This window comes from Paramagnetospirillum magneticum AMB-1, from assembly GCF_000009985.1.
Classification (GTDB): Bacteria; Pseudomonadota; Alphaproteobacteria; order Rhodospirillales; family Magnetospirillaceae; genus Phaeospirillum; species Phaeospirillum magneticum.
The window spans coordinates 2,858,151-2,877,397 of record NC_007626.1 but is presented as its reverse complement, the minus strand read 5'-3'; the positions used below and the strand labels follow the sequence as shown (position 1 = coordinate 2,877,397).

The window sequence follows — 19,247 nt, the reverse complement described above, 5'->3', positions numbered from 1 at the left end:
TTGGGGCATGGCCCCAAGCGGGTTCGGGCGGCGGCCCGAATTGAAACGCCTTAAAGCCCCTTGGCCGCCTTCAACACCGCCTCGGCATGGCCGGTCACCTTGACCTTGCGCCATTCGGCGCGCAGCACTCCATCCTTGTCGATGAGGAAGGTGGAGCGTTCGATGCCCATGTATTCGCGGCCATACATGCTCTTCTTCTTCCACACGCCATAGGCCTCGCACACTGCGCCGTCGGGGTCCGAGCCCAGGCGGAAGGGAAGCTCGTGCTTGGTGCGGAACTTGGCGTGGCTGGCCACTGAATCCTTGGAGACGCCCAGGATTTCCACCCCGGCCGCCTGATACTCGGCCATGGCGTCGCGGAAGGCCTTGGCCTCGGAGGTGCAGCCCGAGGTGTCGTCCTTGGGATAGAAGTACAGCACCAGCGGCTTGCCCTTGTAGTCGGCCAGGGCGGTCTTGCCGTCGTCGCACTCCATGGCGAAGTCGGGGGCGGGGGTGCCGAGCGCGGTGGTCATGAGGCGGTCTCCTTGTTCTTGATTTCAGCGGCGGGCCGGTCGACCAGGCGGAGGAATACCTCGTGGGCGCTGGCGGCGCAGTCTTCCATGCGGTCGGTCAGGCTCTTGAAGTCGGTCATGCCGGCGGCGCGGACCAGGACATCCTTGAGGCCCCGGGGCGCGGTCGCCTCGTCGAAGCCGCCGGCGATGGTCTGGCGCAGCACGGTCTGAACCGCCGACCACAGGCCAAGCGCCTCGGTCAGGATGGCGCAGTCGGAATGGTCGAGAACTCCGGTGATGGCGGCGCGCTCCAGCGCCCGCGCCGTATTGCTGTCGAGCATCTCGGGATGCCGGGGGCCGAAGGCCAGTTGCAGGTACTGGGCGGTGAACTCGATATCCACCAGTCCGCCGCGCAGGTGCTTGACCTCCCAGAGGCTGGCGGCCTTGTGCTCCTTGGCCATGCGTTCGCGCATTTCGGCCACGTCGAGGAGAAGCTTGGCCGGGTCGCGGGGCCGGGTCAGGGTCTCTCTGATGACGGCTTCCACCCTGGCGCCCAGGGCCGGGTCGCCGGCCACCACCCGGGCGCGGGTCAGCGCCATGTGCTCCCAGGTCCAGGCGGCTTCCTCCTGATAGCGGCGGAAGGCCTCGAGGCTGGAGGCGATGGGGCCGGAATTGCCCGAAGGCCGCAGGCGCATGTCCACTTCGTACAGTGTGCCCTCGCCGGTTTTGGCGGTCAGGGCGTTGACCATGCGTTGGGTCAGGCGCGAGAACCACACGGCCGGGGCCAGCGGCCGCGTGCCATCGGATTCCTCCGCATCTTCGGGGCAGTCGTAGACCAGGATCAGGTCGAGGTCGGAGGTGGCCGACATTTCCCGGCCGCCGGCCTTGCCCATGGCCAGGATCACCCAGGCGCCGCCGGGGATATGACCGTGGGCGCGGGCGAACTCCTCCTCCACCTTGGGGCCGAGCTGTCGCAGGATGGCGCCGGCCACGTCGGACAGGGCAGCAGCCGCTTCGCCGGCCTCGACCACGTTGCGAAGCGTCAGCACGCCCACCTGGAACTTGCGGTCATTGGCCCAGCGCCGCGTCACGTCCAGCACCAGCTGGAAATCGTCGGCCTCGGCCAGGGCCTTGGCCAGTTCAGCTTCCAGAACCTCCTGGGGCGGCAGGGGCTCGAAGAAATTGGCCTGCAGCACCGAATCCAGGGTGGTGGTGTGCCGTGCCAGATGCTCGGCCAGCAGCGGCGCGTCGCCCATGATCTCGGCCACCAGCTCCAGCAGGGAGGGATTGGCGTAGAACAGCGAGAACAGCGGCACGCCGGCGGGCAGGCGGGTCAGGAACTCGTCGAAGCGCATGAAGGCGTCGTCGGGCGACGAGGTGGTGCCCATGGCCGACAGCAGCGCCGGGGTCAGCTCGGTCAGCAATTCCCGCGCCCGGGTCGAGCGGGTGGCCCGCACCCGCCCGTGATGCCAGCCGCGAATGGTCGAGCACACCGCGTCGGCATTGGCGAAGCCCATCTCGGTGATGGTGTGCACCGTCTCGGGGTCGTTCTCGCCGCCGGTGAAGACCAGATTGCCGTGGGTCCCCAGGGACGGGGCATCCTCGAACAGGCCGGCATAGTGGTGCTCGACCTTTTGCAGGTGGCCGGTCAGCTCGGCCGAGAACGAGTCCAGGTCGGCCGCTCCCATGAAGGCGGCGATCTCGGCCAGCAATTGCGGGTTCGACGGCAGGGTCTGGGTCTGCTTGTCGTCCACCATCTGAAGGCGATGCTCCAGCGTGCGGAGATAGCGATAGGCGGCCTCCATGTCCTCGACCACCTGGGGGGTGACATGACCGGCGGCGGCCAGGGCCTCCAGGGCGGCCATGGTGCCCGACACCCGCATTTCCGGCTGGCGCCCGCCCCAGATCAGTTGCTGGGTCTGGGCGAAGAACTCGATCTCGCGGATGCCGCCGCGGCCCAGCTTGACGTTGTGCCCGGCCACGGCGATGGAGCGCCCGCCCTTATGGGCGTTGATCTGGCGCTTGATGGAGTGGATGTCCTGGATGGCGGCGAAGTCCAGGGACTTGCGCCAGATGAACGGGCGCAGGAAGCGGATGAAGGCCGCTCCGGTCTCCTCGTCTCCCGCCACCAGGCGGGCCTTGATCATGGCGGCCCGCTCCCAGTTCTGGCCAAAGCCCTCGTAATAGGCCTCGGCGGCCACCAGGGCCACGGCGGGGGGCGTCGAGCCGGGATCGGGGCGCAGGCGCAGATCGGTGCGGAAGACATAGCCGTCGGCGGTGCGCTCGTCGAGGATACGCACCAGCTCCTTGGTCAGGGCGATGACGCATTCCTGAATGGACCGCTTGCCGGTATAGACCAGCTTTTCGTGATCGTAGAAGACGATCAGGTCGATATCGCTGGAGTAGTTCAGCTCGCGCGCGCCCAGCTTGCCCATGCCCAGCACGATGATCCCCGAGCCCTTTTCAGGGTCCTCGGGGTGGGCGAGGGTGAGGTTGCCGCGCTCGGCCTCGCGCCGCAGCAGGAAGGAAAGGCCCAGGCGACAGGCGGCCTCCGCCATGGTGGCCAGGGAGCCGGTGACCTTCTCCAGCGGCCAGGCGCCGCCCAGATCGGCCAGCGCCGCCAGCAGCGAGCAGCGGCGCTTGGCCACCCGTAACTCCAGCATCAGCCGGTTGAAGTCGGTCTCGGCGCCGAGATCGGCCTTGAGATCGCCGATCAGCGTTTCAAACGCCGCGTCCGGTCCCACCTCCAGCATCTGGCGCAGGAAGGCGGGCTCCTTCTCCAGGCAGAGGGTGAGAAATGGCGAATTGGCGAAGACGCCGCGCAGCAGGTCACCGATGTCGGGCTGTCCCGGCAGGGCGCGCATGAAGGCGGCCAGACCGGAATCGTCCTGGGCATCGGCGGCTTCCTGCCAGCGGGCCAGTCCCACCGCGACGCGGGCTGGATCGGCAACACCGGGGAAGAAACGTTGATCGAGGGGAAAACTCACCTTGTGCGACCCCAAATGTTGTGGTTGCTTCACACTGCGGAATACGGGATCAAGGGTCAAGCGGACATGGAGATGGTGGCGAGTGGTTCACGGCACCGTTAGGAGTCTGTTTCAGCTTCTCGGGGCCGTCCTGGTGGCGTTGCTGTTGGCAATTCCGCTGGCGGCGTGGCGGTTGTCCCACGGCCCTATTTCGCTTGAATTTCTGACACCTTACATCGAGGAAGCGCTGACGGCGCGGGACGGATCGCTGATGGTCCGGCTCGACAGCACCCTGCTGCAGCGGGGTGATGACGAGCGCATGCTGGAAATCCATGTGCGCAACGTGCGGGCCTATGTGGCCGGAAGCGACCTTCCGGTGGTGGCGATGCCCGACATGGCCCTGTCGCTGAGCGGCCGGGCGCTGCTGCGCGGTGTCATCGCCCCCAATTCCATCCGTCTCAACCGGCCGAGCCTGACCCTGGTCCGCGATGCCTCGGGGCAGCTGCAATTCGGCCTGCCCGATGGCGGCGGCGACGATGCCGGAGTGGTCATCGCCCGCATCAAGGACGCCCTGCTGGGCGATCCCGATCCCGCCAAGCCGGGGCGTTCGCTGCAATCCTTCAGCATCCGGGGCGCCGATCTGAGGGTCGAGGACCGCAAGCTCGGCACCACCTGGCATGCCCCCGGGGCCGATCTGGCCATTCGCCGGGTTCCCACGGGAATTCAGGCCACGGGGCGTATTCCCCTGGATCTGGCCGGGGAGGTGGGGGAAGTCTCGCTGGCGGCCTCCTATACCAAGGCCGATGGCGCCGCCGACGCCGAGCTTCGCCTGCATGGCATCCGTCCGGCGGTGCTGGCCCGGTTCGGCGGTCCGGCGGTCCATCTCGGCGTCATCGACATGCCGCTGGCCGGCAGCGTCAGGGCGCGGCTCGACGGTTCGGGCGTGCTGGAGAAACTGGCCTTCGACCTTTCGGGGGGAGCGGGGCGCCTCGATCTGCCGGCGCCGTTCAACACGGTCCATCAGGTGGGATCGGCATCCCTGCGCGGCGAGTTGACCAAAGGCATGACCCGCCTGGACCTGACCGAGGTCCGGCTTGACCTGAACGGCCCCACCTTCGCCCTGGCGGCGGTGGTGGACGGGCTGGGCGGCGAGACCACGGTCAAGGCCGAGGGCTCCCTGCGCGACGTGCCGGTGGACCAGGTTCACGACCTGTGGCCCAACGGCCTCGCCCAGAATGCGCGGGACTGGGTGATTCCCAACCTGTCCAAGGGCGTGGTGCGCGAGGCGACCATCACCATCTCGGCCCGCTCGCCCTCGGGGCGCTTCGATGATGTGATCCTCGATCATCTGGGCGGCGAGATCCGGCCCGAGGGCGTCACCGTGGATTACCTCCACCCCATGCCGCTGGCCCGCAATACGGCGGCGGTGTGCACCTTCGACGCCACGTCCTTCCGCATCGCGCTGAATGCGGGCGAGGTCTATGGCCTGCGTCTCAAGGAAGGCACCATCGTCTTCACCGGGTTGGACAAGGACGACCAGTTCGCCGACATCGAACTGGTGATCGCCGGTCCGGCCACCGACGCGCTGAAGCTGATCGACAATCCGCCGTTGCGCTATGCCCAGGCCCTGGGGATCGAGCCCGCCAGGGTGACCGGCGACGCTACCGCCAAGGTGCGCCTCAAATTCCCGCTGTTGAAGACGCTCCGCCTGGACGACGTAGGCATCAAGGCCAACGCCACCGTCAAGAAGGTGGCCATTCCCAAGGTGATGATGGGCCTCGACCTGTCGGACGGCACCCTGGAGCTGGACGTGGACGCCAAGGGCCTGGACGCCACCGGGCCGGTGGTGCTGGCCGGCATTCCCGGCCACCTGGCCTGGCGCGAGAACTTCTCCAAGGGCCAGCCCTTCCGGTCGCGCTATTTCCTCAAGGCGCCGGCGGTGGGCGAGGAGCAGCGCAAGCTGCTGGGCCTGGACGGCGTACCCTTCGTGGCGCCCTTCACCAGTGGCCCGGTGGGCGCCGAAATCAACGCCACCTTCTTCGATGGCGGCAGGGCCGAGATCGATGCCAAGGTGGATCTCGCCGGTGCGGCCATGGCTCTGCCCGGCCTCGGCTGGAAGAAGCCCGAGGGCAAGCCGGGCAGTGCCGAGGTTCTGGTCCGGCTCGACCGCAAGCTGGTCTCCTCGGTGCCGCGCTTCGCGGTCAAGGCCGGGGACCTGGACGTGGCCGGCTCGGTGGCCTTCAATCCCGAGGGTGGCGCTCGCAAGGTGGACTTCACCCGCGCCCGCTATCTGCGCACCGATGGCGAAGGCTCCATCTCCATCCGCCCGGACAAGGCCGGGCTGGATATCGTCTTCAAGGGCGCCAGCTTCGACGCCGAGCCGGTGCTGGCTCGCGACGACGACGCCAAGGCGGGCAAGAAGAAGGACGATGCCGACAAGCCGCCGCCCATGACCGTCAATGCCTCGGCCAAGGCCATGTGGATGTCGGAAAAGGGGGCGTTGACCAATGCCACGGTCAGCATGACCCGTGACGCCCTGGAATGGCAGCACATCCACGTCAAGGGCGGCCTGGGGAGTGGCAAGAGCTTCACCGCCAACGTGCAGCCGGGAGCGGCGAAGACCCGCTCCTTCTCCGTTGCCTCCGACGATGCCGGCGGGGTCATGCGCGTGTTCGATATCTACGGCGACCTGATGGGCGGCGACCTGTCCGTCGAGGGGCACATTGACGATTCCCGCAAGGAACAGCCCTACGACGGCATCATCAAGGTGAGCGATTATCACGTGCGCAACGCGCCGGTGCTGGCTCGTCTGCTGACCGTGGCGGCGCTGGCCGGCATTCTCGACGTGCTGCAGGGCGAGGGCGTCAGCTTCTCGTCCCTGGAGGCGCCCTTCACCATGACCGATGGACTGGTCGAGGTGCGCGACGTGCGTGCCTGGGGGCCCGCGCTGGGCATTACCGCCAAGGGCCAGATCGATCTCGACAAGTCCCGCATGGCCATGGAGGGCACCGTGGTGCCGGCCTATGCGCTGAATTCGGTACTGGGCAAGATTCCGGTGCTGGGCTGGCTGATCACCGGCGGCGAGAAGGGCGGCGGCATCATCGCCTTCAATTATTCCATGAAGGGGCCGACCGACGATCCGTCCGTCACCGTCAACCCGCTGTCGGCGCTGACACCCGGCTTTCTGCGCAATCTGTTCAACATCTTCGACGACGGCAGCGAGACCAGCGCCCGCAAGCCGGCAGCCAAGGACCCCAAATAGCAAAACGCCCGCCGGATGAGGGCGGGCGCTGCATTTCGGTGTCCGGCCGGAAGGATCACTCCTCGGCGGCGGCGTCCTCGTGGGTGGCCGGTTCGGCATCGTCATGGACGACCGAACGCGAGCGGCCCGACAGAGCCACGATCTTTTCCAACTCGGCCTCGGTGCACATGCCCAGGGTGACGGGATTGCGCGGCTTGATGTTGGTGGCGTTCCAGTGGGTCTTGTCGCGCACCGACTGGATGGTCGGCTTGGTGGTGCCGACCAGCTTGGAAATGGCGGCGTCCGACAGCTCGGGATGATGCTTGATGATCCAGGCGATGGCGTCGGGACGGTCCTGGCGCTTGGACACCGGGGTGTAGCGGGCGCCCTTGGGCTTGGCGCGCGGCTGGGGAATATCGGTGATGGTCAGCTTCAGGCGGCCGTCGGGATTGCCCTCGCAACGCTCGATTTCGCCACGGGTCACCTGGCCATTGGCCACGGGGTCGAGCCCGACGATGCCGGCCGCCACTTCGCCGTCGGCGATGGCCTGGACCTCGAGCGGATGCAGGCCGCAAAAATCGGCGATCTGCTCGAAGGAGAGAGCGGTGTTCTCGACCAGCCAAACGGCGGTCGCCTTGGGCATGAGCGGCAGAGCCATGAAACCTCCTGACGCGGTGTCGTTCCCCTCCGTCCGCCCTGGACGGGGCGGGAACGATCCCCCGCAACGCTTTTTTCCGAAATACCCGCGAGACCACATGGGGTCGGATCGCGGATGGCAACACTCCGGCGAGTGCGAAAGTAGTTATAGGTGCGAATGTGGCATTGGTCAAACCTGCAGCACGATCTTGCCCATATGGGCGTTGCTTTCCATCAGGGCATGGGCCTTGGCGGCCTCGGCCAGGGGGAAAACGGCATGGATCAGCGGCGCGATGGCGCCCTTGTCCAGCAGCGGCCAGACGGTCTCGGCGAGTCCCCGAGCCATGCGCGCCTTGGCGTCGTTGGATTGGGGCCGCAGGGTCGAGCCGGTCAGGGTCAGGCGCTTCAGCATCACCGGCATCAGGTTGATCTCGGCCGAGCTGCCGCGCAGGAAGGCGATGGAGACCAGGCGGCCATCGGCGGCCAGGCTCTTGATGTTGCGCGCGATATAGTCGCCGCCCACCATGTCCAGGATGACGTCGACGCCCTTGCCCTTGGTCTCGGCCTTGATCACCTCGACGAAGTCGGCGGTGGAATAATCGATGGCGAAATCGGCCCCCAGGTCGCGGCAGGCCTTGCCCTTGGCTTCGCCGTTGGCGGTGGCGAAGACGGTGGCGCCCAGCGCCTTGGCAAGCTGAATGGCGGTGGTGCCGATGCCGCCCGCGCCGCCATGCACCAGAAAGCGCTCTCCCGCCTTCAACTGTCCGCGCTCGACCACGTTGTGCCAGACGGTGAAGAAGGTCTCGGGCAGGGCGGCGGCGCGGATCATGTCATAACCTGCCGGAATGGGCAGGCAATGGCGCGCATCCACGGTGCAGTACTCGGCATAGCCGCCGCCGGGGGCCAGGGCGCAGACCCGCGATCCCAGGGCGGGGGAGGCGGCCCCTTCGCCCAGGGCGGCGATGGTGCCGGCCACTTCCAGCCCGGGCAGGTCCGAGGCGCCGGGCGGAGCGGGATAGGCGCCGGCGCGCTGCAGCACGTCGGGGCGGTTGATGCCCGCCGCCGCCACCTTGATCAGCACTTCCCCCGCCTTGGGGGATGGCAGCGGCCGGGTGACGGGTTTCAGCACCTCGGGCGCGCCGGGGGTGGAAATCTCGACGCAGGTCATGGTCTCGGGCAGCATCCGTCAGGCCTCTCTTATGTCGGTGGGCGGCCCAATCTGGTACGTTCCATCAGTTGTGGCAAGAGAGGATCGCCCCATGGACACCGATGATCTGGAACCGCGCAACAAGCCCCAGGGCATGAAGAACCTCGACCCCATGTCCATCGAGGAACTGAAGGACTACATCGCCGATCTCCAGGCCGAGATCGTCCGTGCCCAGGAGGCCATCGGCCGGAAGCAGGCGGTCAAGGCCGGAGCCGAGGCGTTCTTCAAGCGGTAAATCGGTACTTGTTTGCCGCTTTGTGGCTTGGTATCACCAAGGGAGTGGAGGGAACGGCATGTTGAACGGCAAACGGGCTCTGGTGACCGGGTCCACCAGCGGTATCGGTCTCGGCATCGCCCGCGCCCTGGCGGCGCAGGGGGCTTCGGTCATGCTCAACGGTTTCGGTGACGGGGCCGAGATCGAGGCGCTGCGCGCCGGGCTGGCCAAGGAATTCGGCGTCACCGTGCTTTACAACGGGGCCGATCTGTCCAAGCCCGATGGCGCCGGCGTTCTGGTGCGCGATGCCGAAGCCCGGCTGGGCGGCGTCGATATCCTGGTCAACAATGCCGGTATCCAGCATGTCTCTCCCGTGGAGGAGTTTCCGCTGGAGCGCTGGGACGCGGTCATCGCCATCAACCTCACTTCGGTGTTCCAGGCCATCCGCGCCGCGCTGCCCGGCATGAAGGCGCGAGGCTGGGGCCGCATCATCAACGTGGCCTCGGCCCATGGCCTGGTGGCCTCGGTCAACAAATCCGCCTATGTGGCTTCCAAGCACGGCGTGCTGGGGCTGACCAAGGTGGTGGGGCTGGAAACCGCCGAGACCGACGTGACCTGCAACGCCATCTGCCCCGGCTGGGTGCTCACCCCCCTGGTGCAAAAGCAGATCGATGCCCGCGCCGAGGCGCAAGGCGTCCCGGTGGAGCAGGCCGGGCGTGACCTGCTGTCGGAAAAGCAGCCTTCAAAGAAATTCACCACGCCGGAGCAGATCGGCGATCTGGCGGTGTTCCTGTGCTCTGGCGCCGGTGCCAACATGACCGGTACCAGCCTGACCATGGATGGCGGCTGGACGGCGCAATGAGTCATAAGAAGGAGCCGTCGCGCCAGGCTGATTATCCCTACCGCCTGGAGATCCAGACCCGGTGGTCGGACAACGACATGTTCGGCCACCTGAACAATGTGGTCTATCAGCGCTTCTTCGAGCATATCGTGGTCAAGTTCCTGACGGGCCCTTGCGGGCTGGACCTGATGAGTGCGCCGGTGATCACCTTCGCCGCCGAATCGTCCTGCCGCTTTCTCAAGCCCTTGTCTTATCCCTCTGCTGTCGTGGCGGGCATCCGCATCGACCATATGGGCCGCACCAGCGCCCGTTACGGTCTCGCCCTGTTCGAAGAGGGCTGCGACGAAGCCGCCGCCGAGGGCCACTGGATTCACGTCTTCGTCGACCGGGCCAGCCAGCGCCCGGTTCCCATTCCCGACGCGGTGCGCGCCGTGTTCGAATCCCATCGGAGGATGCCATGACCGGCCTTTGCTACTCGTTCGAGGGAATGGTGCCGGTGGTCGATCCCACCTCCTACGTCCATCCCACCGCCGTGCTGATCGGCGACGTGCGCATCGGCCCCGGCTGTTTCATCGGGCCGGGGGCTTCGCTTCGCGCCGATTTCTCCAGCGTGATCATCGGCTCGGGCGTCAATATCCAGGATAATTGCATCCTGCACGGCACGCCGGGCTTTCACACCGTGGTGGAGGATTACGGCCATATCGGCCATGCCGCCGTGGTCCATGGCTGCCGCATCCGCCGCAACGCCCTGGTGGGCATGGCGTCGTCCATCTATGACGGTGCCGAGGTGGGCGAGGAGGCGATCATCGCCGCCATGGCCTTCGTCCCTGCCGGCTTCAAGATACCGCCGCGCACCCTGGTGGCCGGTCTGCCCGCCAAGGTCCTGCGCGAGTTGTCGGATGAGGAAGTGGCCCGCAAGACCCGCGGCACCGAGGCCTACCAGCAACTGGCCCAGCGGGCGCTGACGTCCATGGTGGCGTGCGAGCCGCTGTCAGTCCCCGAGCCGGGACGGGCGCAGTTGAATCCCAGCGCCCTGTGGCCGGATGATCTGACCCGGCACAAGCCCAAGGGCTGAGACACTATCGGGCTATCGCCCGAAACCCATTTGGGGCGATGCCCCGAACCCCCTTTTGATTCTATGGATAGAAATAAAAGGGGGGTCGGGGTTCTCCCCGAGCAGCCCGATTAGCCTACTCCGCCGCCTTCGGCTCGCTCTTTTCCACCTCTTCCACCCAGACGGCATGGTGCTCGCGCGCCCATTCCCGGTCCACATAGCCGGTGGTGACGGCGGTCGAGGCGCCTTCCATGCCGATGGTGCCGATATAGATGTGGCCCAGGATGAACAGCACCATCACCACCGCCAGGGCGGCGTGAACCAGCTGCATGACCTGCATGGCGTGGATATCGCCCAGGGTGAAGGGCCACAGCAGATTGAGGCCGGTGGACGACACCAGGGCGCCGACCACGATCACCATCCAGAACTGGGTCTTCTGGCCGAAATTGAACTTGGCGGCCGGGGGGTGGACGCCCTTTTTCAGCAGGCCGCCGCCACCCTTGATCCAGCCCCAGTCATAGCGGTCCCAGAGGTTATCCCTGGCCCACAAATAGAAGATCACCACCAGCCCGGCCATAAAGACGAAGCCGGAGATGTTGTGCAGCCACTTGCCGGCCCAGGTCAGCCAAGAAAACAGCGTCTTGCCCAGCCAGGGCTCGATGATCCAGCGGCCGAACAGGATGTTCAGGCCGGTGGCCGCCAGCACCAGGAACGAGCCGGCGGTCAGCCAGTGGCCGATGCGCTCGATCTTGGTAAAGCGCAGGATGGTCTGGCCCGAAGGCCCGCCCTCCATCATGATCTTGCCGCGAATGAAGTAGAAGGCGGCGATGGCCAGGGTGACGCCGATCAGCAGCCAGCCAGCATAGACCGCCAGCTTGCCGTTACGGAAATTGCGCCAGGTCTCGCCCTCGGACTGGATCAGCACACCGCGGGCGGCAGGCTGTCCGCCGATATAGCCGGCTTCGCCCTGGCGGATGGAGCGCCAGGAGTCGGGACTGGTGATGCGGTCGGACTGGGCGGCGGTGGGGATGTCCCCATCGGAACCGGCGGCCCGGACGGGCTGGGCCAGTCCAAGGCCGAAGACCAGCACCAGGATCGCGAGGATGGTTCGGCTCATGCGATGCCTCCCCTTAGAATTTTTGCCCGGCGATGCGGCCGGTGGGGGCCGCCTCGCCGGTTGGAATGACGCCGCTAGTCGCCAGCCGCGCGATGCCGTCGTTCTGGCTGGCGATCCGCTGCTGCAGGGATTCACGGGTGGCGGGGGTGATCTCGCCGTCGCGGAGCCCGGCATAGGTCCCCTTGTCCAGCTTGATCTGCCGGCCCATCTCCTCGCCCTTGCAAGCAGCAAGGGCGAGGAGGCAGAGCACGGCGGTCGCCATGGCGTGCGGGCGCATGGCTATTTGTCCTTGCCCGGCGCGCCCATGCCTTCGCGGGCTCGTTCACGCTTCTGCTCGCCATAGGCCTGGCCCCAGCCCGAAGCGCCCGAGCCGAAGCCGCGGGCCATGACGCGCTCGCGGTAGATGGTCGAGACCATGTCGCCGTCGCCGGCCAGCAGGGCCTTGGTGGCGCACATCTCGGCGCAGAGCGGCAGCTTGCCCTCGGCGATGCGGTTGCGGCCGTATTTCTCCAACTCCGCCTTGGAATGGTCGGCCTCGGGGCCGCCGGCGCAGAAGGTGCACTTGTCCATCTTGCCGCGCCCACCGAAATTGCCGGTGGAGGGGTATTGCGGCGCGCCGAAGGGGCAGGCGTAGAAGCAATAGCCGCAGCCGATGCAAAGGTCCTTGTTGTGCAGCACGATGCCGTCGCCGGTCTGGTAGAAGCAATCCACCGGGCAGACCGCCATGCACGGCGCGTCCGAGCAGTGCATGCAGGCCACCGAGAGGGATTTCTGCCCCGGCTTGCCGTCGTTCAAGGTCACCACGCGGCGGCGGTTGATGCCCCAGGGCACCTCGTGCTCATTCTTGCAGGCGGTGACGCAACCGCTGCAGTGGATGCAGCGCTCGCCGTCGCAGAGGAATTTCATGCGGGCCATGATCGTTCTCCTCCTTACGCCTGGAACTTCTCGATGCGGCACAGGGTGACTTTCGTCTCCTGCATGCCGGTCACCGAGTCATAGCCGTAGGTCTGTGCTGTGTTGGTGCTTTCGCCCAGGACGATGGGCGAGGCGCCTTCGGGGTATTTGCTTCGCAGGTCCTTGCCCTGGAACCAGCCGCCGAAGTGGAAGGGCATGAAGGCCACGCCGCGTCCCACCCGTTCGGTAATGCGGGCCTTGACCTTGACCTTGCCACCTTCGGGGCCGTGCACCCAGACATAATCGCCGGCGCGAATGCCCGCGTTATTGGCGTCGAAGGGATTGACCTCGACGAACATTTCGGGCTGCAGCTCGGCCAGCCAGGGGTTGGAGCGGGTCTCGTCGCCGCCGCCCTCGTACTCCACCAGTCGCCCGGAGGTGAGGATGATGGGGAACTCCTTGGACACGTCCTTGTCCTGAATGGACTTATAGAGGAAGGGCAGGCGCATCATCTTCTTGTCGGCGTGGGTGGGGTACTTCTCCACCAGATCGCGGCGCGGCGTGTACAGCGGCTCGCGGTGCAGCGGCACCGGATCGGGGAAGTTCCACACCACGGCGCGGGCCTTGCCGTTGCCGAAGGGCGCGGCGCCATGCTTGACCGCCACGCGCTGGATGCCGCCCGACAGGTCGATGGTCCAGGCCACGTCGTCGGCCTTCTCACCGCCGATCTTCTCGATGGTCGCCTTTTCCTCCGGCGTCAGGTCCACATCCCAGCCCAGCTTCTTCAGCATGCCATAGGTGAAGCCGGGATGACCGGCCGGCAGTTCCGAGCCCTCGGGCCAGGAATCCGTGGCCAGCAGGCTCTCGCCCTTGTACTCGGGGAACAGGGCGCGGAAGTTGAGGCCGCCATCCTTCACCGGCTTGGACGGATCATAGAGGTTGGGGGTACCGGGATGCTTCATCTCGGCCGTTCCCCAGCACGGCCAGGGCAGGCCGTAATAATCGCCGTCGCAAGGCCCGCCCACGGCGCGCAGCGTGGTCTTGTCGAAGGTCTGCTGGTTGGCCATATGGGCCTTCAGGCGCTCGGGGCTCTGGCCGGTATAGGCGATGGTCCAGGCGCCGCGATTGATCTCGCGCAGGATGTCCTCGGCCACGGGCTTGTCGCCCTCGACCTTGATGTTCTTGCACAGCTCGGCGGCATAGCCGAACTTCTTGGCGAACAGGTACATGATCTCCTGGTCGGCCTTGCATTCGAACATGGGCTTGATGACCTGCTCGGACCACTGGATCGAGCGGTTGGACGCGGTGCGCGAGCCGTCCACCTCGAACTGGGTGGCGGCGGGCAGCAGGTAGACGCCGTCGGTGCGGTCGTGCAGAACGGCGGACACCGTGGGATAGGGATCGATGATCACCAGGGTATCCAGCTTCTCCATGGCCTTCTTCAGCTCGGGCTGGCGGGTCTGGGAATTGGGGGCGTGGCCCCAATAGACCATGGCCTTGATGGGCTCGGGCTGGGCGATGTTTTCCTTGGCCTCGTTGACGCCGTCATACCAGCGCGAGACGGGAATGCCGGGGGCTTCCATCAGCTCGGGCGTCTTGAAACGCCCCTTGATGTAGTCGTAATCAAGGCCCCACACCCGCGCCCAGTGCTTCCAGGCCGGGGCGGCGAGACCGTAATAGGCGGGCAGCGTGGTGACATCCAGGCCCATGTCGGTGGCGCCCTGGACGTTGTCGTGGCCGCGGAAGATGTTGGTGCCGCCGCCGGCCACGCCCACATTGCCCAGCGCCAGTTGCAGGTTGCAATAGGCGCGCACGTTGGCATTGCCCACGGTGTGCTGGGTGCCGCCCATGCACCACACCACGGTACCGGGCTTGTGGGTGGCGAGGATCTGGGCGACGCGCTTCAACTGGGCGCCGGGCACGCCGGTGACCCGCTCGGTCTCCTCCGGAGTCCACTTGGCGACCTCGGCCTTGACCTGATCCATGCCCCAGACGCGCTTGCGGATGAATTCCTTGTCTTCCCAGCCGTTCTCGAAGATGTGCCACATGATGCCCCAGATCAGCGGCACGTCGGTGCCGGGGCGCATGCGCACATATTCGTCGGCATGGGCGGCGGTGCGGGTGAAGCGGGGGTCGCAGACGATCAGCGGCGCCTTGTTCTGCTCCTTGGCCTTCAGGATGTGGAGCATGGCGACGGGATGGGCCTCCGCGGCGTTGGAGCCGATGAAGAACATCGCCTTGGAATTATGGATGTCGTTGTAGGAATTGGTCATGGCGCCGTAGCCCCAGGTCTGGGCGACGCCGGCAACGGTGGTGGAGTGGCAGATGCGGGCCTGATGGTCGACGTTGTTGGTGCCCCACAGCGCCGCGAATTTGCGCATGAGGTAGGCCTGCTCGTTGGAGAACTTGGCCGAGCCCAGCCAGTAGACCGAATCCGGCCCCGCCGTCTCGCGGATCTTCAGCAGGCGGTCGCCCACCTCGGTGATGGCCTGCTCCCAGCTGATGCGCTTGTACTTCCCGCCTTCCAGCTTCATGGGATACTTCAGGCGGCGGTCGCCGTGGGCGTGCTCGCGCACCGCCGCGCCCTTGGCGCAGTGGCTGCCCAGATTCAGCGGGCTGTCGAAGGCCGGCTCCTGACCGATCCACACGCCGTTGGACACTTCGGCATTGACGGTGCAGCCCACGGAGCAGTGGGTACAGATGGCCCTCTTGACCTCGGCCTTGGCATCGGGCGCCACGGGCACCGCGTCGGCCTTGCGCACGGTTCCGGCGCCGATTCCGCCCAGCAGGGCGGCGCCGCCGGCGGTCAGGCCCGAGCGGCGCAGAAAGGCGCGGCGGTCCATGGAGCCACCGGACACCGAGGCCAGATTTTCGGACAAGGCGGACTTGCGGGCCTCGCCATCACGCTTCTTGATCAGCATGAGTCTCTCCCTCGGTTCTAGAAGCCGGCGGCTTCGTAAGCGCGCCGCACGTGGTCGGTTTCCTGATAGCCGGCGCCCGTGCCGGCCCGGTCGGCCGAGGCCGCGTCGGCCTTGGTGGCGGTCACCCCCACGGCGGCGGCACCGGCGGCTCCGGCGGACAGCGCGGCACCGCGCAGCAGGTCGCGCCGGCTGACGGTTTTGGTTTCGGAGTTCTGGGTCATCGCACTCTCCATCAGTCCACCATGGCGAAAGCCTGGGCTTCGATCTCCAGGAACACCCGGCCGAGTTCCGCCACCGCGCGGTAGAAGCGGGCGGAGGGGGCCTTGTCCAGATCGGCCAGGAAACGGGGCATCCAGGACCCAAGATGGGTCTGGAAGAACATCTTCTGCTGGGGCAGGTCCAGGGGCTCGGCGAAGACACCGGTGATCAGGCCCTGCATCATCTCGCACAGCGAGGCGACGTGATCTTCGGATTCGGATACGCCGGGCGAGCGCTCGACGCCCAGGCGCGCCATGTCGTCGCGCAATTCGGCCAGGGGCTTCTCGTGCAGGAAACCGGTCAGGTACCACGAGCCATAGGGGATGATCTCGCCCCCGGTCACCCCCACGAACAGGTCGGCGAACTCTTCGGCGACGGTCTCGGCATCCGTGGCGGCGGCGGCTTGGGCCAGATGGCCGAGCGCGGTGCCCAGCGGCGTGGCATCGCCCGGCATGGCGGCCAGACGGCGCAGCAGATCCTCCGGCGGCGAAGCGACCAGCAAGGCCGCAAGCAAGCCGTAAAACCGCGCACGCAGGAAATCGTCCTCGGCCATGCCTTGGAGTGCCGTCACCGCCCTCATCTTTCCTCCCGTGGTTCCGATCTTCCGCCGAAACCGAGACCATCTCCCTTGGTCGTCAATGGATCATCCGTAAACCGGTCCTACCAGTCAAGGAGATCGGGAGTTGAATCGTGTAATTCCATGGGTGCGGGCACGTTTTTGATTGCTGCATCACAGCAATTGCTTGCAAGTGTTATTGTGGTATTTTGTTGCTGAATTATTTTGTGCAAAAATTACCATGCGCCCGTAAAAAATGCAGGGTAATCAGGAATCCTGTTTTGGCGGCGCGGAAGGGGGCTCGGATGCGGCCTTTTCCTCGGCCTCGGCCGCCAGCTCGGCGGCGTCCAGTACGCCCTTGCCCAGCCGCCAGGCGGTCTTGACCACCTCGGCGACGGGCGAGGTGTAGTCGCCCATATGAAGATCCATGACTTCCGGCGCCATCAGGGCGGGGTCGCTGGCCCACAGCTTTTGCAGCGCCGCCTGCTTCAGCTCCTGCGGCACGCCGGCCTTGAGGAAGGCGGAGTAGTCGGAATCCTTGTCCAAGGTTTCCACAGGAGGCAGGTCCGGCGGCGGCTCCGCCGGGGCCGGTACCCCGGCCTCGCCGGATGCCCTGGCCTCGTCGGGTGGCAGGGGCGCCGGCTGGACCTTGGTGTCGAGCTTGCGCCGCGACCAGCGCGACAGGAAGGGCTCGGTCATGTTGTTCGTCCCTCAATCGCCGGGCGGGTTTCCTCGAAACCCTTGGCTCCTCCGCTGCGCTCCGGGTCGCTCAACGCTCCCGCGCTTCGGCTTCGCCTTGCTCGCATGTTCGTCCCTCAATCGCCGGGCGAGGCGTTGCGTCCCTTGGCGCCGAACACCTTGTCGGAATCCAGCTTGTCGCGCTTTCTCTTGCGCATGGGCTCGTCCGGCGGGTGGCAGGCGCAGAACGCCATGGCCCAATCGAACAGGGCGCGGGGCAGGGGCACGCCGTCGACCATGTCCTCACCGCTTTCGCTCATGGCCTGGGCTTCGTCGGGGGCGATGGTGGCCATCACCACCTTGACCGGCATATCCGCCTCGCCGGTATGGCGCAACACCACGTAAAGGCGGGGCTCCAGCCCGGCGAGATTGTAGCGGTAGGAGGTGATGTCGGAGCGGTGCAGCACCACCTTGACGCCGCCGGCCAGATAATGCTCGAAGCCCGTGTCCCGGCGAAGCAGGGTCCACGGGCCGCCTTCGGGCGCGTCGACCAGGGCTTCCAACGGCCGCCAGGAATCCTTGATCCACTGGGTGGCGCCGTCGCGGCGCTCCACCAGGACGGCGATTCCGGTCTCGGCCGAGAGCGGCGGTTCGGCCGGCAGGGTACCGTCGAGGATCATGCCGAGGCGCATCACATCCTCGGGGGTGTTGACGTTGAAGAACGGATCGTGGGGCCGGGTCGGCCAGTCCACGTGCGCCACGCGGTAGCGCTCGGTCCAGGCATCGATCTTGCGCATGCCTTCGTCCACCACGGCGCGGCGCAACTCGGCGGCCAGGCGAAGGGGCCACAGGGCGAAGACCGGGTGGGCCTGCTCGCCCGAGCGGGCGACGACGATGTCGGCGTTCTGCTCGACGGCCGCCTTGTGCAGGCGGTCCACCAGATCGTCGGGGAAGAGGGGGGTGTCGGCGGCGACGCTGACCATCCACTCCACGTCGAAGGTGTGATCGCGCAGCCATTCCAGCCCGGTGAGCACGCCGACCAGCGGCCCGCCATAGCCGTCCAGTACGTCGGGCACCACCGGCAAGGTGGTGTCGGCGAAGCGGACGGGATCGCCGTTGGCGTTCAGCACCATGGGGCCGACCTGGGGCCGTAGCCGGTCGATCACCCGCTCCAGCAGGCTTTGGCCGCCGACGCTGATCAGCGGCTTGTCGCCGCCGCCCATGCGCCGCGATAGCCCGCCGGCCAGGATCAGTCCGGCGATGGCGTTGGAGGCGGGGGGAACCATGTCAGTCATCGTCGCGGCTCCCCTTGCGCGACAGGTGCCCCGGCTCGTCGGTGGCTTGGGTGGGGTCGGCATCGAAGACGATGCGTTCGGTTCCGGCCAGGGCGATGAAGCGCTTGCCCTTGGCGCGGCCGATCAGGGTCAGGCCCGCCTTGCGTGCCAGCTCCACGCCCCAGGCGGTGAAGCCCGAGCGCGACAGCAGCACGGGGATGCCCATCTGCACCGTCTTGATCACCATCTCGCTGGTCAGCCGTCCGGTGGTGTAGAGGCTTTTGCCCTTGGTGGACAGGCCGTGGCGGAACATGTAGCCGGCGATCTTGTCCATGGCGTTGTGGCGGCCGACATCTTCCATGTAGATCAGCGGCCGGTCCTCCTCGCACAGCACGCAGCCATGGATGGCGCCGGTCTTGAGGTACAGCGACGGCATGGTGTTGATGGCCTTTTGCAGGCCGTAAAGCCACGAGGTGTGAAAGCGCTCGTCGGTGGGCAGGCTGACCGTCTCGAACTTTTCCATGACGTCGCCGAACACCGTGCCCATGGCGCAGCCGGAGGTCTGGATCTTCTTCTTCAGCTTTTCCTCGTAATCGGTCTGGCGGGTGGTGCGCACCACCACCGTCTCGATCTCCTCGTCGTAATCGACGGATTTCACCTCGTCATCGGCGCGCAACATATTCTGGTTCAGCAGATAGCCCAGCGCCAGATAGTCGGGGTAGTCGCCGATGGTCATGGCGGTGACGATCTCGCGCCCGTTGAGGAAAATGGTCAGCGGCCGCTCATTGATGATGTCGGCGGGAACACTGGCTCGGGTCTGATCGATTCCGGTGACGGTCTGATAAAGGCGCCGGTCTTCGGGATCGGGACGCACCAGCATGTCTTTGTCGTTCATTCTT

Annotated in this window: 18 protein-coding genes; 5 read left to right on the top strand and 13 right to left on the bottom strand. The window is 66.5% G+C overall.

What is annotated here, in order from left to right:
• Positions 1-50: 50 nt before the first annotated feature.
• Together AMB_RS13500 and AMB_RS13495 are read right to left on the bottom strand one after the other, a co-directional pair.
• Positions 51-512, bottom strand: coding sequence for a peroxiredoxin (locus AMB_RS13500; protein ID WP_011385064.1), 462 nt, complete (start codon positions 510-512; stop codon positions 51-53).
• Positions 509-3,478: a bifunctional [glutamine synthetase] adenylyltransferase/[glutamine synthetase]-adenylyl-L-tyrosine phosphorylase gene (locus AMB_RS13495; RefSeq protein WP_011385063.1), complete on the bottom strand. Its 2,970-nt coding sequence runs from the start codon at positions 3,476-3,478 to the stop codon at positions 509-511. Before AMB_RS13495 ends, AMB_RS13500 begins: the two co-directional genes overlap by 4 nt.
• Before the next feature lie 133 nt (positions 3,479-3,611).
• On the opposite strand from AMB_RS13495, the gene AMB_RS13490 reads away from it, so the two are divergent.
• Positions 3,612-6,719, top strand: coding sequence for a DUF3971 domain-containing protein (locus tag AMB_RS13490; RefSeq protein WP_231848844.1), 3,108 nt, complete (start codon positions 3,612-3,614; stop codon positions 6,717-6,719).
• A 55-nt stretch (positions 6,720-6,774) separates the two neighbouring features.
• Here AMB_RS13490 and AMB_RS13485 read toward each other — a convergent pair whose 3' ends face one another.
• The gene (locus AMB_RS13485; RefSeq protein WP_011385060.1) at positions 6,775-7,356 is read right to left on the bottom strand and encodes a DUF1013 domain-containing protein; all 582 of its coding nucleotides are present in this window, start codon (positions 7,354-7,356) and stop codon (positions 6,775-6,777) included.
• Between the two features lie 168 nt (positions 7,357-7,524).
• A complete protein-coding gene (locus tag AMB_RS13480) occupies positions 7,525-8,517 on the bottom strand; it encodes an NAD(P)H-quinone oxidoreductase (RefSeq protein ID WP_011385059.1) in 993 nt (330 codons plus the stop codon).
• Positions 8,518-8,593: 76 nt separating this feature from the next.
• Here AMB_RS13480 and AMB_RS13475 point away from each other — a divergent pair, with 76 nt between their 5' ends.
• From AMB_RS13475 to AMB_RS13460, 4 genes are read left to right on the top strand one after another with little or no spacing between them, the layout of a single operon-like run.
• Entirely contained in the window at positions 8,594-8,776 is a 183-nt protein-coding gene (locus AMB_RS13475) for a DUF1192 domain-containing protein (protein WP_043744535.1), read from the top strand.
• A 58-nt stretch (positions 8,777-8,834) separates the two neighbouring features.
• Positions 8,835-9,617, top strand: a complete 783-nt coding sequence (locus AMB_RS13470) for a 3-hydroxybutyrate dehydrogenase (RefSeq protein WP_011385057.1) — start codon at positions 8,835-8,837, stop codon at positions 9,615-9,617.
• Entirely contained in the window at positions 9,614-10,057 is a 444-nt protein-coding gene (locus tag AMB_RS13465) for an acyl-CoA thioesterase (protein WP_011385056.1), read from the top strand. Before AMB_RS13470 ends, AMB_RS13465 begins: the two co-directional genes overlap by 4 nt.
• Positions 10,054-10,671, top strand: coding sequence for a transferase hexapeptide repeat family protein (locus AMB_RS13460; RefSeq protein ID WP_011385055.1), 618 nt, complete (start codon positions 10,054-10,056; stop codon positions 10,669-10,671). Before AMB_RS13465 ends, AMB_RS13460 begins: the two co-directional genes overlap by 4 nt.
• A 115-nt stretch (positions 10,672-10,786) precedes the next feature.
• On the opposite strand, the gene AMB_RS13455 is transcribed toward AMB_RS13460, so the two are convergent.
• The 9 genes from AMB_RS13455 to fdhD all read right to left on the bottom strand — a co-directional run bounded on the left by AMB_RS13455 (position 10,787) and on the right by fdhD (position 19,243).
• Positions 10,787-11,767, bottom strand: a complete 981-nt coding sequence (locus tag AMB_RS13455) for a formate dehydrogenase subunit gamma (protein WP_011385054.1) — start codon at positions 11,765-11,767, stop codon at positions 10,787-10,789.
• Positions 11,768-11,780: 13 nt separating this feature from the next.
• Positions 11,781-12,044 carry a hypothetical protein gene (locus AMB_RS13450; protein WP_011385053.1) on the bottom strand — a complete coding sequence of 88 codons (264 nt, stop codon included), beginning with the start codon at positions 12,042-12,044 and terminating at the stop codon, positions 11,781-11,783.
• A 2-nt stretch (positions 12,045-12,046) separates the two neighbouring features.
• Complete coding sequence (gene fdh3B / locus AMB_RS13445) at positions 12,047-12,682, bottom strand: formate dehydrogenase FDH3 subunit beta (RefSeq protein WP_011385052.1); 636 nt, start codon at positions 12,680-12,682, stop codon at positions 12,047-12,049.
• Between the two features lie 14 nt (positions 12,683-12,696).
• A complete protein-coding gene (locus AMB_RS13440; RefSeq protein ID WP_011385051.1) occupies positions 12,697-15,582 on the bottom strand; it encodes a formate dehydrogenase subunit alpha in 2,886 nt (961 codons plus the stop codon).
• A 17-nt stretch (positions 15,583-15,599) separates the two neighbouring features.
• A complete protein-coding gene (locus AMB_RS13435; RefSeq protein WP_231848843.1) occupies positions 15,600-15,803 on the bottom strand; it encodes a hypothetical protein in 204 nt (67 codons plus the stop codon).
• Positions 15,804-15,814: 11 nt separating this feature from the next.
• Entirely contained in the window at positions 15,815-16,420 is a 606-nt protein-coding gene (locus AMB_RS13430) for a TorD/DmsD family molecular chaperone (protein WP_011385049.1), read from the bottom strand.
• Positions 16,421-16,663: 243 nt separating this feature from the next.
• Entirely contained in the window at positions 16,664-17,095 is a 432-nt protein-coding gene (locus AMB_RS13425) for a DUF3306 domain-containing protein (RefSeq protein WP_011385048.1), read from the bottom strand.
• 116 nt (positions 17,096-17,211) lie between these two features.
• Positions 17,212-18,369 (bottom strand): molybdenum cofactor guanylyltransferase MobA, DUF3305 domain-containing, encoded by a 1,158-nt coding sequence (gene mobA / locus AMB_RS13420; RefSeq protein WP_148207405.1) that lies wholly within the window; start codon positions 18,367-18,369, stop codon positions 17,212-17,214.
• On the bottom strand, positions 18,362-19,243 hold the full coding sequence (fdhD, locus tag AMB_RS13415; protein WP_011385046.1) for a formate dehydrogenase accessory sulfurtransferase FdhD: 882 nt from the start codon (positions 19,241-19,243) through the stop codon (positions 18,362-18,364). The genes mobA and fdhD overlap by 8 nt, the downstream gene beginning before the upstream one ends.
• Positions 19,244-19,247: the final 4 nt, after the last annotated feature.

Coding starts and splice junctions, on each gene's coding strand:
- AMB_RS13465 (WP_011385056.1), top strand. CDS start 9,614: ATGAGTCATAAGAAGGAGCCGTCGCGCCAGGCTGATTATCCCTACCGC.
- AMB_RS13485 (WP_011385060.1), bottom strand. CDS start 7,356: ATGGCTCTGCCGCTCATGCCCAAGGCGACCGCCGTTTGGCTGGTCGAG.
- AMB_RS13460 (WP_011385055.1), top strand. CDS start 10,054: ATGACCGGCCTTTGCTACTCGTTCGAGGGAATGGTGCCGGTGGTCGAT.
- AMB_RS13500 (WP_011385064.1), bottom strand. CDS start 512: ATGACCACCGCGCTCGGCACCCCCGCCCCCGACTTCGCCATGGAGTGC.
- fdhD (WP_011385046.1), bottom strand. CDS start 19,243: ATGAACGACAAAGACATGCTGGTGCGTCCCGATCCCGAAGACCGGCGC.
- fdh3B (WP_011385052.1), bottom strand. CDS start 12,682: ATGGCCCGCATGAAATTCCTCTGCGACGGCGAGCGCTGCATCCACTGC.
- AMB_RS13425 (WP_011385048.1), bottom strand. CDS start 17,095: ATGACCGAGCCCTTCCTGTCGCGCTGGTCGCGGCGCAAGCTCGACACC.
- AMB_RS13475 (WP_043744535.1), top strand. CDS start 8,594: ATGGACACCGATGATCTGGAACCGCGCAACAAGCCCCAGGGCATGAAG.
- AMB_RS13435 (WP_231848843.1), bottom strand. CDS start 15,803: ATGACCCAGAACTCCGAAACCAAAACCGTCAGCCGGCGCGACCTGCTG.
- AMB_RS13480 (WP_011385059.1), bottom strand. CDS start 8,517: ATGCTGCCCGAGACCATGACCTGCGTCGAGATTTCCACCCCCGGCGCG.
- AMB_RS13455 (WP_011385054.1), bottom strand. CDS start 11,767: ATGAGCCGAACCATCCTCGCGATCCTGGTGCTGGTCTTCGGCCTTGGA.
- AMB_RS13430 (WP_011385049.1), bottom strand. CDS start 16,420: ATGAGGGCGGTGACGGCACTCCAAGGCATGGCCGAGGACGATTTCCTG.
- AMB_RS13470 (WP_011385057.1), top strand. CDS start 8,835: ATGTTGAACGGCAAACGGGCTCTGGTGACCGGGTCCACCAGCGGTATC.
- AMB_RS13450 (WP_011385053.1), bottom strand. CDS start 12,044: ATGCGCCCGCACGCCATGGCGACCGCCGTGCTCTGCCTCCTCGCCCTT.
- mobA (WP_148207405.1), bottom strand. CDS start 18,369: ATGACTGACATGGTTCCCCCCGCCTCCAACGCCATCGCCGGACTGATC.
- AMB_RS13440 (WP_011385051.1), bottom strand. CDS start 15,582: ATGCTGATCAAGAAGCGTGATGGCGAGGCCCGCAAGTCCGCCTTGTCC.